The sequence below is a fragment of the Burkholderia sp. Bp9143 genome (genome assembly GCF_003853645.1).
Taxonomy (GTDB): Bacteria; Pseudomonadota; Gammaproteobacteria; order Burkholderiales; family Burkholderiaceae; genus Burkholderia.
In genome coordinates this window covers 134,155-149,921 of record NZ_QTPO01000008.1, presented here as the reverse complement: position 1 = coordinate 149,921, position 15,767 = coordinate 134,155, and the positions used below count along the sequence as shown (strand labels likewise).

Genomic DNA, 15,767 nt, shown 5'->3' with positions numbered 1-15,767 from the left:
CGATGGCGGCGACGGGCATGCGGGCGATCACCGGCACCGGCTTGCCGCGCTGGACAGGCGTCGCGGCCAGGGTGGCGCTGCGCCTGGCCTATCCGCTCGTCATCCTGTTCGCGTGGCAAAGCCTGTCGCCGCGCTACGTCGGTTGCCTGCTGGTCGCGTTGCTGTGGCTGCAGCGCACGATCGGCAAGGGCACGCTGGCGAACGCGCTCAACCGGCTCACGACGCTCGACTGGTGCGTGGCCGGTGCGTTGACCGCCTTGTCCGTCGCGATTGCCGTGACCGATAGCGAACGGCTTCTTCATCTCTATCCCGCATGCGTGAGTGCCGGCTTGCTGGTTGCGTTCGGCGCGACGCTGCGGGGCGGCCCGACGATGATCGAGAAATTCGCACGATTGACCCATCCCGAGCCGACCTCGGAAATTGTCCGGTACACGAGGCGCGTCACCCAGGTGTGGTGCGCATTCTTCCTCGTCAATGGCGGCTTTTCGGTCTATACGGCGCTGTACTGGAGCCGTGCGTCGTGGGCGCTTTACAACGGGCTGGTCGCGTACGTGCTGATCGGTGCGTTGCTCGCGGGCGAGTGGCTGTGGCGCCGTTTCGTCGTCGCCGGCCGGCGAAAACGGGCAGGTGTTGCATGATCGCGCTGCACGAGATGCTGTCCGCCGAGGCGGATGGCGCAACGGCGGTCTGTCGCGATGGCGCCCAGGTACTGACGCTGGGCGATCTGCGTGCTCGCGCGGACGCCATCGCGCGGACGGTAACGGAGCGCGGCGCGCGACGCGTCGCGATCTGCACCGACGATCCCTACGATTTCGCGTGCGCGTTCTTCGCGGTGGCGGCGGTGGACGCGGAAGTCGTGATTCCGGCCAGCAACGCGCCCGGCTATCTCGGCGATCTCGCCCATGCATACGATCTGGTGCTGGATGCGCCGGCACTGGCTGCGTGCGTGCGCGACACGGAAGGCGAACCGGCGTCCGCCCGCCCGATCGACGCTGCCGCCGCGGTGACGCTTTACACGTCGGGCAGCAGCGGCACCGCGAAGCCGGTGCGGAAGTCGCTCGCGCAGTTCGATGCCGAGGTGCGCACGCTGCAGCGCGAATGGGCCGGCCGGGTCGGTGCGGCCGTGACGCTGTCGAGCGTGCCGCATCACCATATCTACGGACTGCTGTTCAGGATCCTGTGGCCGCTGGCGGCGGGGCGCGCGTTCGACCGGACGCTGGTGCTCGAGCCGCTGCAACTGCAGCAGCGGCTGGCCGAATGCGGCGGCGGCGTCGTGGTCTCGACGCCGTCGCAATTGATGCGCTGGCCGGCCTTGTCCGGCTTTCCGATGCAGGCGCCCGTACCGTGCGCGTTCTTCTCGTCGGGCGGCCCACTGCCGGCCGAGGCGGCGGCGGCTTATTCGAATGCGTTCGGCGCGGCGCCGCTCGAGATCTTCGGCAGCACCGAAACCGGCGGCATCGCGTGGCGGCGCCAGGACGTCTCGCCAGCATGGCAGCCGCTGACCGGCGTCGACGTGCGCTGCGACGACGACGGCGTGCTGTGCGTTCGTTCCGGTCATCTCGGTCACGATCGCTGGCACCGCACCGACGACACCGCGCGGTTCGATGCGCACGGCCGCTTCGCACTCGCGGGGCGGCGCGATCGCGTCGTCAAGCTCGACGGCAAGCGCGTTTCGCTGCCGGAACTCGAGTCACGCATACTCGCGCACGCATACGTCGAGCAGGCGGCGGCCGTGGTGGTCGACGGCACGACGCGCGCGCACGTGGGCGTCGTCGCGGTATTGACCGAGGCGGGGCGCGACGCGCTGGCCGCGCAGGGGCGGGTTGCCGTTGCCACGACCTTGCGGCACGCGCTCGGCGCCTATGTCGATGCGGCCGCATTACCGCGCCACTGGCGATTCCTGCACGCGATGCCGTTCGATGCACGCGGCAAATTGCCGGCCGCCGTGCTGGCGGCCGCATTCACGGCCACGCCGGAGGGCTTCGAGCTGCTCGCGTCGTGGCGCAGCGACGACGCGCTGCATTACGAACTGCGCGTGCCGCCCGCGCTTGCGCATTTCGACGGGCATTTTCCGGGGCTGCCGATCCTGCCCGGGGTCGTGCAAATCGACTGGGCCGCGCGCCTTGCCGGCCGCGAGATGCCGGCCGTGCGCGAAGTCCGCTCCATCGAACACCTGAAATTCAAGGCGCCGGTGCCGCCAGGCGCGGTGCTGGCGCTGCGTATCGCGCATGATCCCGTACGCGGATGCGCGCGTTTCGCATTCAGCCGCGGCGGGCGGGAATGCACGTCGGGCGTGCTGGTCTACGGCGTGGCGGCGAGATGAACGGCACCTGCATCGTCATCCCGATCTACAACCATCGCGACGCGATCGGCGACACGCTGGCGCGACTGGTCGTGCATGGCCTGCCGATCCTGGTGGTCGACGACGGCAGCGATGCGCCGACGCAACAGGTGCTGGCCGCGCTGGCAGCGCGGTACGCCACCGTCGTGACGCTGCTGCGGCTACCCGTCAATGGTGGAAAGGGCGCGGCAGTCATGGAAGGATTGCGCGCCGCCCGCGCCCGCGGTTATCGGCACGCGATCCAGATCGATGCCGATGGCCAGCACGACGCCGCCGACGTGCCGAAGTTCGTGGCGGCCGCGCAGGCCGAGCCGGACGCCGTGATTCTCGGCCGGCCGCGCTTCGACGACAGCGTGCCGAAGGCACGCCTGTATGGCCGCTACCTCACGCACGCATGGGTCTGGATCGAAACGCTGTCGCTCGACATTCCCGATGCGATGTGCGGGTTTCGTCTTTATCCGGTCGATGCCGTCTGCGAACTGATCGACGCGGTGTCGATGCCGACGCGGATGGCTTTCGACAGCGAAATCCTGGTCCGTCTTCACTGGCGCGGCCTGGCGTTCAGGACGATCCCGACGCGCGTCGTCTACCCGGCCGACGGCGTGTCGCATTTCGACGTCTGGCGCGACAACGTGCGCATCAGCCTGAGCCATACGCGGCTCGTCGCGGGGATGCTCGCGCGCGCGCCGATGCTGCTGACCCGCCGGCTGGTCGGGTGGCGCGGCACGCCGCGGACGGAGCGCACGCACGCATGGTGGCGCATGCCGGAACGCGGCAGTCGTGTCGGCATGGCGTTGCTGGCGCTCAGCTGCCGCTGGTTCGGCAAGGGCTTCACGTCGTTCTGGCTGCATCCGATCGTCGGCTATTTCGTGCTGACGAACCGCACGGCGCGCACCGCGTCGCATGCGTATATCGCGCGCCTGCACGCCGCGGACGCGGCGGCCGTGCCGAAGCCGGGGTGGCGCAGTGCGTACCGGCACATGCTTGCCTTTGCGCAGGCGGGATTCGACAAGTTCGTCGCCTGGTCCGGCCGTCTCGGCGAGCTCGACGTGCGTTTCGACGACTCGTCGGCGTTCGATGCGCTCGCGGCGAGCGGACGCGGCGCGCTCGTGATCGGCGCGCATCTGGGCAACCTGGAGATGACGCGAGCGCTTGCGCTGCGCGATGCGCACACGAAGGTCACGGCGATCGTCTACACCGAGCATGCGAAGCGCTTTACGGGCGTGCTTGCCGGCGCGAACCGGGAGTTCGGCAAGCAGCTCGTCGAGGTGTCGGACTTCGGACCGGATACGGCGATGATGATGCAGTCGCGCATCGATGCGGGCGAGTTGCTCGTGATCGTCGGCGACCGCGTGCCGCCGCACGATTCCGGCAAGACGGTCGATGCCCGTTTTCTCGACGCATCGGCCCCGTTCGCGCAGGGCCCGTACATCCTCGCCCACGCGCTGGGCTGCCCGGTCTACCTGTTCTTCTGCCTGAAGGAGGCGCACGGCTACCGGCTCTATTTCGAGCCGTTCGCCGACCGCATCGAGCTGCCGCGCCGCGAGCGCGCCGGACACGTCGCGGCGTGGGCGCAGCGCTATGCCGCGCGGCTCGAACACTATTGCCGCAAGGCGCCCTACCAATGGTTCAACTTCTTCGATTTCTGGGCGCGGCCCGATGGAGGTCCGCGTGGCGGAGCATGACATGAACGACGTCGCGGCAACCGCCGCTGCGGACGCGAACCGGCCGGCCGTCGTGGTTGGCGGCCGGCATCTGACGATCGAGGACGTCGTCGCGATCGCCCGCGACGGTGCGCCGGTCGCACTGAACGCGGGGCCCGAATGGCGCGCGCGGATCGAGCGCGGCGCAACCTGGCTGCGCGACTATCTCGCGAATGGCGGCACACTTTACGGCGTCACGACCGGATACGGCGATGCGTGCGTGGTCGAGGTGCCGCCGTCGCTCGTCGAAGCGCTGCCGCTGCAGCTGACCCGATATCACGGGTGCGGCATGGGCGAGTGGTTCGACGCGACGCAAACGTTGTCCATCATCGTCGCACGGCTCAACTCGCTCGCCTTCGGCTACTCGGGCGTGCGGTTCGCGTTGCTGGAACGGCTCGCCGACCTGGTCAATCACCGCATTCTGCCGCGCATTCCGTCGGAAGGCTCGGTCGGAGCGAGCGGCGACCTGACGCCGCTGTCCTATGTCGCCGCGGCTCTGGTCGGCGAACGCACCGTCGTGTTCGGCGGCGGCGAGCGGGACGCTCGGGATGCATGGTGCGCGATCGATCGCGCACCGCTGACGCTCGCGCCGAAAGAGGGGCTGGCGCTGATGAACGGCACGGCGGTCATGACGGGGCTGGCCTGTCTCGCGTTTGCGCGCGCCGAGCACCTGACGCGGATGGCGGCCCGCCTGACGGCGTTGACGACCGTTGCCCTGGACGGGCGGGCGGGGCACTTCGATGCGCGGCTGTTCGACGCGAAACCGCATGCGGGGCAGGCGGAAGCCGCGGCGTGGATACGCGCCGACCTGGACGGTCGGGACGAATTGCCCGGACGTCGCCTGCAGGATCGCTATTCGGTGCGGTGCGCGCCGCACGTGATCGGCGTGGCGCGTGACGCGTTGTCGTGGATGCGCCGCGATATCGAGAACGAGCTGAACAGTGCGAACGACAATCCGCTGATCGACCCGGACGAAGGGTGCGTTCTGCACGGCGGCAATTTCTACGGTGGTCATATCGCGTTCGCGATGGATGCGCTGAAGACCGCGGTGGCCAACCTCGCGGACCTGATGGACCGCCAGCTCGCGCTGCTGGTCGACGACAAGTTCAGCAACGGACTGCCGCGCAACCTGACGGGCGCCGCCCCGGAGCGCATGGCGATCAACCACGGGTTCAAGGCCGTGCAGATCTCGTCTTCCGCGTGGACGGCGGAGGCGCTGAAGCACACGATGCCGGCGAGCGTGTTCTCGCGCTCGACGGAGTCGCACAACCAGGACAAGGTCAGCATGGGAACGATTGCCGCGCGCGATTGCCTGCGCGTGCTGGCGCTGACCGAACAGGTTGCCGCGGCGCACGTGCTCGCGACCGTGCAGGCCACCCGGCTGCGACTGCGCGACGATCCGCGAACGCAGCTTTCGCCCGCGCTGCGCGCGTTCATCGACGACGTCGGCCGTCACTCGCCGCTGGTGGTCGAGGATCGGCCGCTCGAAGCCGAGTTGCGCGCGCTGACCGCGCGCCTCGCCGCATGCGAGCCGATCGGTGGATCGCTCGACGGATTCCGGCGCGGGGAGGCGGCATGAACGCGTTTCGTTCGCCGTTGACCGCGACGGCACGCGTCGAGGTTCTCTTCCACGATGTCGATGCCATGAACGTCTGCTGGCACGGTCATTACCTGAAGTACTTCGAAAGCAGCCGCGCCGCGCTGCTGCGCATGATCGACTACGACTATCCGGCGATGCTGGCGTCAGGCTATGTGTGGCCGGTGGTGGAAGCGCATCTGAAGTACGTTCGTCCGGCCCGTTACAGCCAGCAGCTCGACGTGCGCGCGACGCTGCTCGAATTCGAGAACCGGCTGAAGATCGGTTATGACATCGTCGACGCGGCTTCCGGCGAGCGTTTGACGAAGGGGTATACGGTGCAACTGGCGGTCGATGCGACGACCCACGAACTGCAGTTCGTGTCGCCGCCGGCCCTGATCGAAAGGGTGCAAGCGCAATGGGCCTGAAGCTGCGCTACAGACGGCTTGCGACGATGCTGCTGGCCGCATGCGTGACGCTCGCCGACGGCGCGGCGATGGCCGCTCCGGCGACGGGCGCGACGTCGCGGCCGGCGAATGCCGCGCTGGTGTCCGACATCGCGGCGCGGCTCGCGCGGGTCGGGGCGATTCGCGCGGATTTTCGGCAGACCCAGACGCTGTCGGCGATGAAGCAGCCGCTCGTCAGCACCGGATCGATGTTGTTCGATCGCAGGTCGGGCGTCATCTGGCGCATCGATACGCCCTACAAGGCCACTTATGTGATTACCGACGGCGGCGTGCGCGAGGTCGGCGCGGACGGACGTCTCGTCGCGCCCGGCGGCGCCGGCCGCGGCGTCGCGCAAGTGTCGCGCATGATGCGTGACATGCTCGGCGGCGACCTGTCGGCGCTGTACGCACAATTCGACGTCGATGCGAGCGGCACGCCGGAGCGATGGCGGATGGCGTTGCGACCGAACCAGCCGCAGCTCGCGCAGGCGGTCCGCATGCTCGAAATGAGCGGCGGCGCGTATCTCGGCCGGCTCGACATGACGTTCGCGAACGGCAATGCGACCGTGCTCGAGTTTGCCCGGCCGACGCCGGTCGATGCTCCGGCGCCGGCCGAGCGCGAATGGCTGGAGGCACGGTGATGAATACGGCGCGCGGCGAGATCGACGCAGCGGGCGAGCGCGCTCGGCGGCGCGTGCTGTGCGCCGCCTGGCTGTTCGTCGCGCTCGCGGCGGTCGCATACATCCTGTGGCGCTTCAGCGGGCCCGCGCCGCTGCAGACGAACCTGCTCGCATTGCTGCCGGCCACCGAGGCGAATCCGGTTGCCGAACGCGCCGTCGACATGCTCGGCGATGCGCTCGGCAACCGCACCGTCTACCTGGTGACCGATCGCGACGCCGCGCGCGCCAAGGCCGCCGCGAAGCAATTCGGCGCACGGCTCGATGCAAGCGGCGCATTTCGTTCGGTGACGGTCGAGGTGCCGCCGTTCGACCTGTCGCAGATCGCGGCCACCTACATGCCGGCGCGCTTCGGTCTGCTGACGGATGCGGATCGAGGATCGCTCGAGCAGGGCGACGCCACGCTCGGCGAACGGCTGGTCCGGCGGCTCTATGCGCCGCCGGTCGACGGCCTGCAGACCGCGGTGGCAGACGATCCGTTCGGCTGGCTGCAGCACTGGCTCGGCGCGTTGCCGCTCGCGGCATCGAATCTGTCGCTCGAGGACGGCATGCTGGTATCGCATCGCGACGGCGCGACGGGCGTGCTCGTGATGACGTCGCTGCCGGGCTCGGCCTATGAATCGACGGTCCAGCACGCGGTGCGTGTCGCGACGGCCGATGCGGAGCGCGTGCTCGCGGCCGATTTCCGCGGCGTGCGCGTCGATCGGGCCGGCGCGGTGTTTTATGCGGAAGCGGCGCGCGCGAGTGCGGAGCGCGACGTGCACGTGATCGGCGCGGTGTCGCTGGCCGGCATCGCGCTCCTGCTGATGAGCGTATTCCGCTCGCCGCGCCTGCTGGCACTCGCGTTCGCGTCGACGGCGTTCGGTATCGTCTGCGCGCTGGCGGCGACGCTGTTCGTATTCGGCCAACTGCACCTGCTGACGCTGGTGTTCGGCGTCAGCCTGATCGGCGAGGCCGTCGACTATTCGATCCAGTATTTCGTCGCCTGCCTGGCGGCGGGGCGGCAGTGGGATGCACGGCGCGGCGCGGCGGCGGTCCGGCCGGCGCTCGTGGTGGCGCTGGCGACCAGCCTGCTGGGATACGCGATCCTGATGTGGGTGCCGTTCCCGGCGCTCAAGCAGATCGCGTGCTTCGCGATCGTCGGGATCCTCTGTGCATTCGCGGCGGTGACCGGCTTTTTGCCGCTGATGCTGACGCAGGCGCCGCGGCGCGCGCCGTCCCGCGTATTCGCGGGCGCCGCCCGTCTGCTGAGCGGATGGCAGTCGCTGCTGGCAGGCCGGCGCGCCGTGGCCGCCGCCGTGCTGGTTGCGCTCGTGGCAATCCCGGGCTGGGCCGTCCTGAAGAGCGACGACGACGTTCATCTGCTGATCCAGCGCGATGCGGGTCTCGCTCGGCAGGAAAGCAATATCCGCGCGGCGGTCGGGCTGGCGAACACCGCGCAGTTCTTCGTCGTCGAGGGCGCGTCGTCGGAACAGGTGCTCGAGCGGTCGGAGGCGCTGGTCGCAGCGCTCGATCGGAAGCAGGCCGGTCGCGTCCAGTCGATCGCGACGTTCGTGCCTTCGGCGCAGCAGCAGGCCCGCAACCGGGCCGTGCTCGGCAAGCACGTGTTTGCCGATGCCGCCGCACTGCGCGAGACCCTCGGGCGCGCGGGCTTCCGCGACGAAGTCGCCGATGCGTGGATTCAGGCGTTTTCCCGTCAGGCCGAGGCGACGCTGTCCGTCGACACCTGGCTCGCGGCACCCTGGTCGGCGCCGTTCCGGCATCTGTGGCTCGGGCGAATCGACGGCCGTGCCGGTCCCGTCGCGGCGGCGCTGGCGATTCCCGAACGGGTCGATGCGACGAACGCCGCGACATTCGCGGCGCTCGCGCGCACGCTGCCGGGCGTATCGTGGGTTGACAAGGCCGCCAGCGTGTCGAACCTGTTCGGCGCCTATCGGGTCGACAGCGGCCTGTGGCTGGCCGGCGCGCTGGTCGTGGTCACCGCGCTGCTGATGTGGCGATACGGCATGCGCGGCGGCATCGCGACGACGTTGCCGGTCGTGTTCGCCATCGCGCTGACGCTTGCCGCATTCGGCTATGCACGGGTGCCGCTCACGCTGTTCAACTGGCTCGCGCTGATGCTGGTGCTCGGCGTGGGCGCCAACTACTCGGTGTTCCTCCGCGAGGGGTGCATGCGGGACATGGCCGGGCTCGGCGCGGTGTGGACCGGCGTGCTGCTGTCGGCGGCCACGACGTTGCTGTCGTTCGGCATGCTCGGCGCGAGCGCGATGCCCGCGTTGCGCAGCTTCGGCACGACCCTTTCGATGGGCATCGTATTTTCGGTGCTGTTCGCGCCGCTCGCCACGCCGTCCCCGCAGAAGAGGCGCGCATGAATCAGGAACAGACGCCGGTCTACCTGTCCGCCCCCGGCATGATCAACGCGCTTGGCGCAACCACCGACGAAATCGTCGACGCATTGCGCGTCGGCATCGCGCCGGGCATGGCGCCGCGCATCGACGCTCCAGCCGGTGGTTGGGTCGGGCGCGTGCGGCCGGTGCTCGACATCGCGCCGCCCGAATCCGCCGCACATTTCGACTGCAGGAACAATCGGTTGCTGCTTGCGGCGCTTGCGCAGATTGGTCCGATCGTCGACGCGGCGATCGCCCGTCATGGCCCGCGCCGGGTCGGTGTCGTGATCGGCACGAGCACGTCGGGCATCCAGGCGGCAGAGCAGGCGCTCGCACAGCGCGTCGCGACGGGCACGATGCCCGCCGGATTCGATTATCGACAGATGGAAATCGGTACGGCCGCGCCGTTCGTGCGCGCGGTGCTGGGCGTGACCGGGCCGGCCTACACGCTGTCGACGGCCTGCACGTCGAGCGCGAAGGCATTTGCTGCCGCGCGCCGCCTGCTGCGACTGAAGCTGTGCGACGCGGTCGTCGTCGGCGGCGCGGATTCGTTGTGTGAGCTGACGCTGCAGGGCTTCGCCTCGCTCGAATCGGTCAGCCCGGGCCAGACCAATCCGATGAGCCGAAACCGGAGCGGCATCAATATCGGCGAAGGCGCCGCGCTGTTCGTGATGGGCCGCGACGAAACCGCGGTCCGGCTCGCGGGCGTCGGCGAGTCGAGCGATGCGCACCACATCTCGGCACCGGACCCGGCGGGTTACGGCGCGGAGGAGGCGCTGCGCGCCGCGCTCGCGGATGCGGGCGTGGCTTCGTCCGCGATCGGCTACGTGAACCTGCACGCGACGGCGACGCGGCTGAACGACGAGATGGAAGCGAACGTGACGGCACGGGTGTTTCCGCACGGCGTGCCGGCGAGCGGGACCAAGCCGCTGACGGGGCACACGCTCGGCGCGTCAGGCGCGACCGAACTCGGATTCGGCTGGCTGACGCTGGCCCGGGGGATCGCGCTGCCGATGCACGTCTGGGACGGCGAGCACGATCCGGCACTGCCGAGACTCGATCTCGTCGACAGCGAGCGCCGCCTGGCCGGCGATGCAACGGGACGTTACGTGATGAGTAATTCGTTCGCTTTCGGCGGCAGCAATGCCAGCCTGATTCTGGGGGCCTGACATGCATGCCGGACCATTGATCGACGCGTTGCACGGCGGCGCGGATATTCCCGTCGGCAACGTGGAGGACGTGTTGCCGCATCGCGGCACGATGCTGCTGCTCGACGCGATCGAGCGCTGCTCGGAAACCGGCATCGAGGTGCGCGCGGTCGCGCGCCGCGATGCATGGTACGCCGACGGCAACGGTGCGATGCCGGCGTGGATCGGCGTCGAGCTGATGGCGCAGGCGATCGCCGCGCATGTCGGCCTGCTCGCCACGCATGCGGGCGGCCGCGCGAAGCCGGGCGTGCTGCTCGGCGCCAACCGCTATGTCGCGCATCGCGCGGCGTTCGGCGCGGACACGGCGCTGCGCATCGTCGCGCGTGAACTGCTGCGCGGCGACGAGGGGCATGGCGCGTACGAATGCGCGATTCATGCCGAAGGCCAGTGTTGCGCGGAAGCCGTCGTCAAGGTGTACCAACCGAACGATTTTCAATCTTTTATCGAAGGGAGCTTCAATTCATGACTCGGCGAGTTCTCGTGACAGGGGCGAGCCGCGGCATCGGCCGTGCCGTGGCACTGCGCGTGGCGTCCGACGGTTTCGCCGTGACGGTTCATTGCCGCACCGGCCGCGACGACGCGGAAGCGGTAGCCGCGACGATTCGGGCGCAGGGCGGCACGGCGAGCGTGCTGCAGTTCGACGTGCGCGATCGCGCGGCGTGCCGGCGTGAACTGGAGGCCGACGTCGAAGCGAACGGCGCGTACTACGGGATCGTCTGTAGCGCGGGCGTGACGCGGGACGGCGCGTTTCCGGCGCTGTCCGAAGAGGACTGGGATATCGTGATCGAAACCGGGCTGGACGGTTTCTACAACGTCGTTCATCCGTTGACCATGCCGATGGTGCGCCTGCGCAACGGTGGTCGCATCGTGACGATCGCGTCCGTGTCGGGCGTGATGGGCAATCGCGGGCAGGTCAATTACAGCGCCGCGAAGGCCGGCCTGATCGGCGCGACCAAGGCGCTGGCGGTCGAACTGGCGTCGCGAAAGATCACGGTCAACTGCGTCGCGCCCGGGCTGGTCGACACCGGCATGCTCGACGACGTGCCGTTGGAGCATGCATTGAAGACCGTGCCGATGGGCCGCGTCGGCCAGCCTGACGAGGTCGCGGCGGTGGTTGGCTTCCTGATGTCGGATGCGGCGACCTACGTCACCCGGCAGGTGATCGGCGTCAACGGCGGGATGGTGTGATGAAGCGCGTGGTCGTGACGGGGATGGGCGGCGTGACCGCCTTCGGCCAAAGCTGGCCGGAAATCGAGGCGCGCCTGCGCGACGGGCGCAACGCGGTGCGGCGCATGCCGGAATGGGACTGCTACGAGGCGCTGCATACGCGGCTCGCGTGCCCGTTGCCGGCATTCGAGCTGCCGGGCGCATATCCGCGCAAGAAGACGCGTTCGATGGGGCCGGTGTCGATGTATGCGGTGCGCGCGAGCGAACTGGCGCTGGCGGACGCGGGGCTGACCGACGACCTGTCGATCCGGGACGGCCGGATGGGCGTCGCGTACGGGTCGTCGTCGGGATCGGTCGAGCCGATCCGCGCATTCGGCACGATGATCGAGACGGGGTCGATGCGGGATGTCACATCGAACAGCTACGTGCAGATGATGCCGCATACCACGGCGGTCAACGTCAGCCTGTTCTGGGATCTGAAAGGCCGGATCGTGCCGACGTCGTCAGCGTGCGCGTCCGGCAGCCAGGCGATCGGCTATGCATACGAGGCCATTGCAACGGGGAAGCAGGCGTTGATGCTTGCCGGCGGGGCGGAAGAATTGTCCGGCCCGGCGGTCGCGGTGTTCGATACCTTGTATGCGACCAGCACGCGCAACGATGCCGCGAACCTGACGCCGCGCCCGTTCGATGCCGATCGCGACGGCCTGGTGGTCGGGGAAGGGGCGGCGACGCTCGTGCTCGAGGAATACGAACATGCGATCGCGCGCGGCGCGACGATCCATGCGGAGATCGTCGGCTTCGGCTGCAATTCCGACGGTGCGCATATCACGCAGCCCACCGCGGAGACTATGGCGGTTGCCATGCGGCTCGCGCTTCGCGATGCGCGGCTCGACGCCGCGGCGATCGCCTACGTGAACGCGCACGGCACCTCGACCGATCGCGGCGACGTGGCGGAGAGTCATGCGACGGCGTCCGTGTTCGGCGAACGCATGCCGATCAGTTCGCTGAAAAGCTATGTGGGCCATACGCTCGGCGCATGCGGTGCGCTCGAGGCGTGGTGGACGATCGAGATGATGAAGCGCAACTGGTATGTGCCGACGCTCAATCTCGAAACGGTCGATCCGGCCTGCGCACCGCTCGATTACATCATCGACGACGCACGCCGGATCGATGCGGAATTCGTGATAAGCAACAACTTCGCGTTCGGCGGGATCAACACGTCGTTGATCTTCCGGCGGGGCGCCGCGTGACGGCGGCCGGCAGCGCGGCGGCGCGCGTCGTCGTCACGGGGCTTGGCATCGTGTCGTGCCTCGGTAATTCGCTAGACGAAGTATCGTCCGCGCTGCGCACCGGTCGCTCCGGCGTAAGCCGCGTCGACGCGTGGCGCGAGCGCGGCTTTCGCAGCCAGGTCGCCGGGGTGGCGTCCGTCGCGTCGGCGCCGCGGTTCGCGCGCAAGCACGAACGTTTCATGGGCGACACGGCGCGCTTTGCCGCGCATGCGGCCGCGTCGGCGCTCGACGATGCGGGCCTCGATGCCGGGATGCTGCGTTCGCCGCGCGCGGGCGCGATCGTGGGGTCGGGCATCGGATCGATGGCCGATTACGACGACGCGATGACGGTCGCGCGGCAGCGCGGCATCGACAAGACGCCGCCCTATGTCGTCCCGAAGGCGATGAGCAGCACCGCGTCGGCATGCGTTGCGCAACTGTTCGGCATCGAGGGCGTGTCGTACTCGCCATCGTCCGCGTGCACGAGCGGAGCGCTGGCGATCGGGCAGGCGACGCAACTGATCCGCTCCGGATGCCAGGACATCATGCTGGCCGGCGGGAGCGAGGCGCTGCACGACAACATGACGTTGATGTTCGACGCGATGGGCGCGTTGTCCGGCGGATTCAACGACACGCCGGCGTGCGCGTCGCGCCCGTATGCGCTCGGCCGCGACGGCTTCGTGATCGCGTCCGGTGCGGGCATGCTCGTGCTCGAATCGCTCGAGCATGCGCGCGCGCGCGGCGCGCGCATTTACGCGGAGGTCAGCGGGTTCGGCCAATGCACGGACAGCGCCGGCATGGCGACGCCTCATGCGCCGGGGATCGCGCGGGCGATGCGCGGCGCGCTCGATGGCGGCGGAGGGCGTCCGGACTACGTCAATACGCACGCGCCGTCGACGCCGCTCGGCGACATCGAGGAACTGAAGGCGCTCGGCGACGTATTCGGCGACGCCGTGCCGGCGTTCTCGTCGACGAAAGGAATGACGGGACATCCGCTCGGCGCGAGCGGTGCGCATGAAGCGATCTATACGATCCTGATGATGCGCGACGGTTTCGTCGCGGGCACGGCCGTCGGCCGCGAGCCCGATCCGGCCATTACCGGCATGCCGCTCGTGCGCGCCGCGCGCGAATTTGCGATCAAGCGCGCGCTGTCGATTTCGTTCGGATTCGGCGGCAGCTGCGCGAGTGTGTTGTTGGACGCCTGGAAGGGCGATTGAAGTGAACTTACTGAGCTGAGAGGACGATAACAATGAAGCACAAAGGACATCTGGCCGGCATGTTGGTCGCGGCATCGTTGCTGACGGGGTGCGGCACCGTGGTGCGTTCGCTGCCGCTGCCGGCGGCGGCAACGGCACCGGACACGAATGGCATCGCGATCTATTTCGGTGCGCAGCCGCACCCGGAAGTCAAGACCAGCATCGGTCCGCGTTCGGAGTCGGTGCGCGTGTCGCGGGCGACGCAGGCGGAGCAGCCGACGTGCGACCAGGCGCTCGCCGAAGCGCTGAACCGTCTTCGCATCTATGCGAAGAATCATGGCGGGAATGCGGTCATCAACGTGACGACGCGCTTTCATGAAAAGCGTTCGAATTCGACGACAGAATATACGTGTGGCGTGAGCGGCAGTGCCGGCGCGATCGCCGTGTCGGGCGACGTCGTGCAGCTGAATGCGCAATGACGGGAGCACACGTGAAATACCGCATTGCACTGGCGCTGCTCGGCGCGACGTTCGCGGCCTCGGCCGCATACGCACGGGATACGATCAACGACTATCCGATCGCAACCGCGTTGAAGAGCGAGGAAGGAAAACTCGACGACGGCGTCGCGCTTTATTTCGGCGATCAGCCGCATCCGCGCGTGATCAAGTCGTACGGCGCGTTCGCGACCAACAAGAAGACCAACGCGTTCGGCAAGAGTGACGAGGCGGCGTGCCAGCATGTATTCCTGTCGGCCGTGATCGAGCTTCAGGCGCGCGCGCGAAAGGAGGGCGGCAACGCCGTGGTCGGCATCAAGAGCAACTACCGCAACGTATTGCGTTCCAGCGCGACGGAGTTCACGTGCGGCGCCGGCGCGGTCGTGGCCGGCGCGGCGCTGACGGGCGAGGTCGTGACGCTGAAGCCGTAATCGGCACGCGTCGGGAAGGGGCCGCCGAGCGGCGGCCCCGCTCGTTCAGGCAGGCTTGCGCGCGGCGACGTTGACGAGCGTCTCGCGGCGCTTGCCGGGCTTCGGTGCATACAGGCCGATGCGCTCGAGGAGTCCGAAGTCTTTCGCGCGGCTCCACCACAGGTAGGGAAACGAAACGTTGCGGGATTCGAACGCGAATCCGGCCTCGCGGAGCATGGCGAGGTAGCCGTCGGCGCTTTTCTGAACCTCCATCGGGTGACGGAACAGCAGCCGGATTACCCACGACTTGATGTATGCGTCGGTCGATTCGGCGAACAGCAGCAGACCGCCGGGTTTCAGCACGCGGCGGAAGTCGGCCAACGCATGCTCCTGGTCGACGAGATGGTGAAAGGTTTGATGGCAGAACACGATGTCGACGCTCGAATCGGCTAGCGGAATCTGCGTGCAGTCGGCATGATGCAGTTCGACAGGCGTTGCGCAGTGATGCGCCGCTTCCGACGCATGTCGGAGCGAGTCGTCGTGGCAATCGATACCGATGATCCTGTCGGGCGAGAACGCTTCGCTCAGCAGGCGGAACGACTTGCCCTGGCCACATCCCGCATCGAGGATGACGGGGGCCTTCGGCAGCGGAGCCGCGATGAGCCGCTTCAGATCGTCGATGGCCACGCTGAGCACGTGATGTTCCCATGTATGCGTGCGAAGAAACCAGATGCCGAATCGGGTTTCGGGAACATAGGCGGGGGCGTGCGTGCGGTAGGACGTCATGGGCCTCTCGTCGGAACCTTGGATTTGTTGATCGGCTATTGTAGTGGGCAACGCCGGATCGTGGCGCGAGAAACGCAAGATGCCCGATCCATCGAAATGGACTGGCAA

15 protein-coding genes are annotated in these 15,767 nt (G+C 68.4%); 14 read left to right on the top strand and 1 reads right to left on the bottom strand.

Features of this window, described 5'->3' with window-relative positions:
• The first annotated feature begins 2 nt into the window (after positions 1 to 2).
• From DIE23_RS08275 to DIE23_RS08210, 14 genes are read left to right on the top strand one after another with little or no spacing between them, the layout of a single operon-like run.
• A complete protein-coding gene (locus DIE23_RS08275; protein ID WP_124611718.1) occupies positions 3 to 638 on the top strand; it encodes a hypothetical protein in 636 nt (211 codons plus the stop codon).
• Entirely contained in the window at positions 635 to 2,323 is a 1,689-nt protein-coding gene (locus DIE23_RS08270) for an AMP-binding protein (RefSeq protein WP_124611671.1), read from the top strand. The genes DIE23_RS08275 and DIE23_RS08270 overlap by 4 nt, the downstream gene beginning before the upstream one ends.
• The gene (locus DIE23_RS08265) at positions 2,320 to 4,026 is read left to right on the top strand and encodes a glycosyltransferase (protein WP_124611670.1); all 1,707 of its coding nucleotides are present in this window, start codon (positions 2,320 to 2,322) and stop codon (positions 4,024 to 4,026) included. Before DIE23_RS08270 ends, DIE23_RS08265 begins: the two co-directional genes overlap by 4 nt.
• On the top strand, positions 4,013 to 5,623 hold the full coding sequence (gene hutH / locus DIE23_RS08260; protein WP_124611669.1) for a histidine ammonia-lyase: 1,611 nt from the start codon (positions 4,013 to 4,015) through the stop codon (positions 5,621 to 5,623). Before DIE23_RS08265 ends, hutH begins: the two co-directional genes overlap by 14 nt.
• A complete protein-coding gene (locus DIE23_RS08255) occupies positions 5,620 to 6,048 on the top strand; it encodes a thioesterase family protein (RefSeq protein ID WP_124611668.1) in 429 nt (142 codons plus the stop codon). The genes hutH and DIE23_RS08255 overlap by 4 nt, the downstream gene beginning before the upstream one ends.
• Positions 6,039 to 6,707, top strand: coding sequence for an outer membrane lipoprotein carrier protein LolA (locus tag DIE23_RS08250; protein ID WP_124611667.1), 669 nt, complete (start codon positions 6,039 to 6,041; stop codon positions 6,705 to 6,707). The genes DIE23_RS08255 and DIE23_RS08250 overlap by 10 nt, the downstream gene beginning before the upstream one ends.
• Complete coding sequence (locus tag DIE23_RS08245) at positions 6,707 to 9,115, top strand: MMPL family transporter (RefSeq protein ID WP_124611666.1); 2,409 nt, start codon at positions 6,707 to 6,709, stop codon at positions 9,113 to 9,115. Before DIE23_RS08250 ends, DIE23_RS08245 begins: the two co-directional genes overlap by 1 nt.
• On the top strand, positions 9,112 to 10,299 hold the full coding sequence (locus tag DIE23_RS08240) for a beta-ketoacyl-[acyl-carrier-protein] synthase family protein (protein ID WP_124611665.1): 1,188 nt from the start codon (positions 9,112 to 9,114) through the stop codon (positions 10,297 to 10,299). The genes DIE23_RS08245 and DIE23_RS08240 overlap by 4 nt, the downstream gene beginning before the upstream one ends.
• A gap of 1 nt (position 10,300) precedes the next feature.
• Positions 10,301 to 10,804, top strand: a complete 504-nt coding sequence (locus DIE23_RS08235) for a hotdog family protein (RefSeq protein ID WP_124611664.1) — start codon at positions 10,301 to 10,303, stop codon at positions 10,802 to 10,804.
• Complete coding sequence (locus tag DIE23_RS08230) at positions 10,801 to 11,526, top strand: 3-ketoacyl-ACP reductase FabG2 (RefSeq protein ID WP_124611663.1); 726 nt, start codon at positions 10,801 to 10,803, stop codon at positions 11,524 to 11,526. Before DIE23_RS08235 ends, DIE23_RS08230 begins: the two co-directional genes overlap by 4 nt.
• The gene (locus DIE23_RS08225; RefSeq protein ID WP_124611662.1) at positions 11,526 to 12,755 is read left to right on the top strand and encodes a beta-ketoacyl-ACP synthase; all 1,230 of its coding nucleotides are present in this window, start codon (positions 11,526 to 11,528) and stop codon (positions 12,753 to 12,755) included. The genes DIE23_RS08230 and DIE23_RS08225 overlap by 1 nt, the downstream gene beginning before the upstream one ends.
• Positions 12,752 to 13,990, top strand: coding sequence for a beta-ketoacyl synthase N-terminal-like domain-containing protein (locus DIE23_RS08220; RefSeq protein ID WP_124611661.1), 1,239 nt, complete (start codon positions 12,752 to 12,754; stop codon positions 13,988 to 13,990). The genes DIE23_RS08225 and DIE23_RS08220 overlap by 4 nt, the downstream gene beginning before the upstream one ends.
• 32 nt (positions 13,991 to 14,022) lie before the next feature.
• Entirely contained in the window at positions 14,023 to 14,448 is a 426-nt protein-coding gene (locus DIE23_RS08215) for a signal peptidase (protein WP_124611660.1), read from the top strand.
• Between the two features lie 11 nt (positions 14,449 to 14,459).
• Positions 14,460 to 14,894: an excinuclease ABC subunit A gene (locus tag DIE23_RS08210; protein WP_409364225.1), complete on the top strand. Its 435-nt coding sequence runs from the start codon at positions 14,460 to 14,462 to the stop codon at positions 14,892 to 14,894.
• 45 nt (positions 14,895 to 14,939) lie between these two features.
• Here the strand turns inward: DIE23_RS08210 and DIE23_RS08205 are convergent, their stop codons facing one another.
• Positions 14,940 to 15,659: a class I SAM-dependent methyltransferase gene (locus DIE23_RS08205; RefSeq protein ID WP_124611658.1), complete on the bottom strand. Its 720-nt coding sequence runs from the start codon at positions 15,657 to 15,659 to the stop codon at positions 14,940 to 14,942.
• Positions 15,660 to 15,767: the final 108 nt, after the last annotated feature.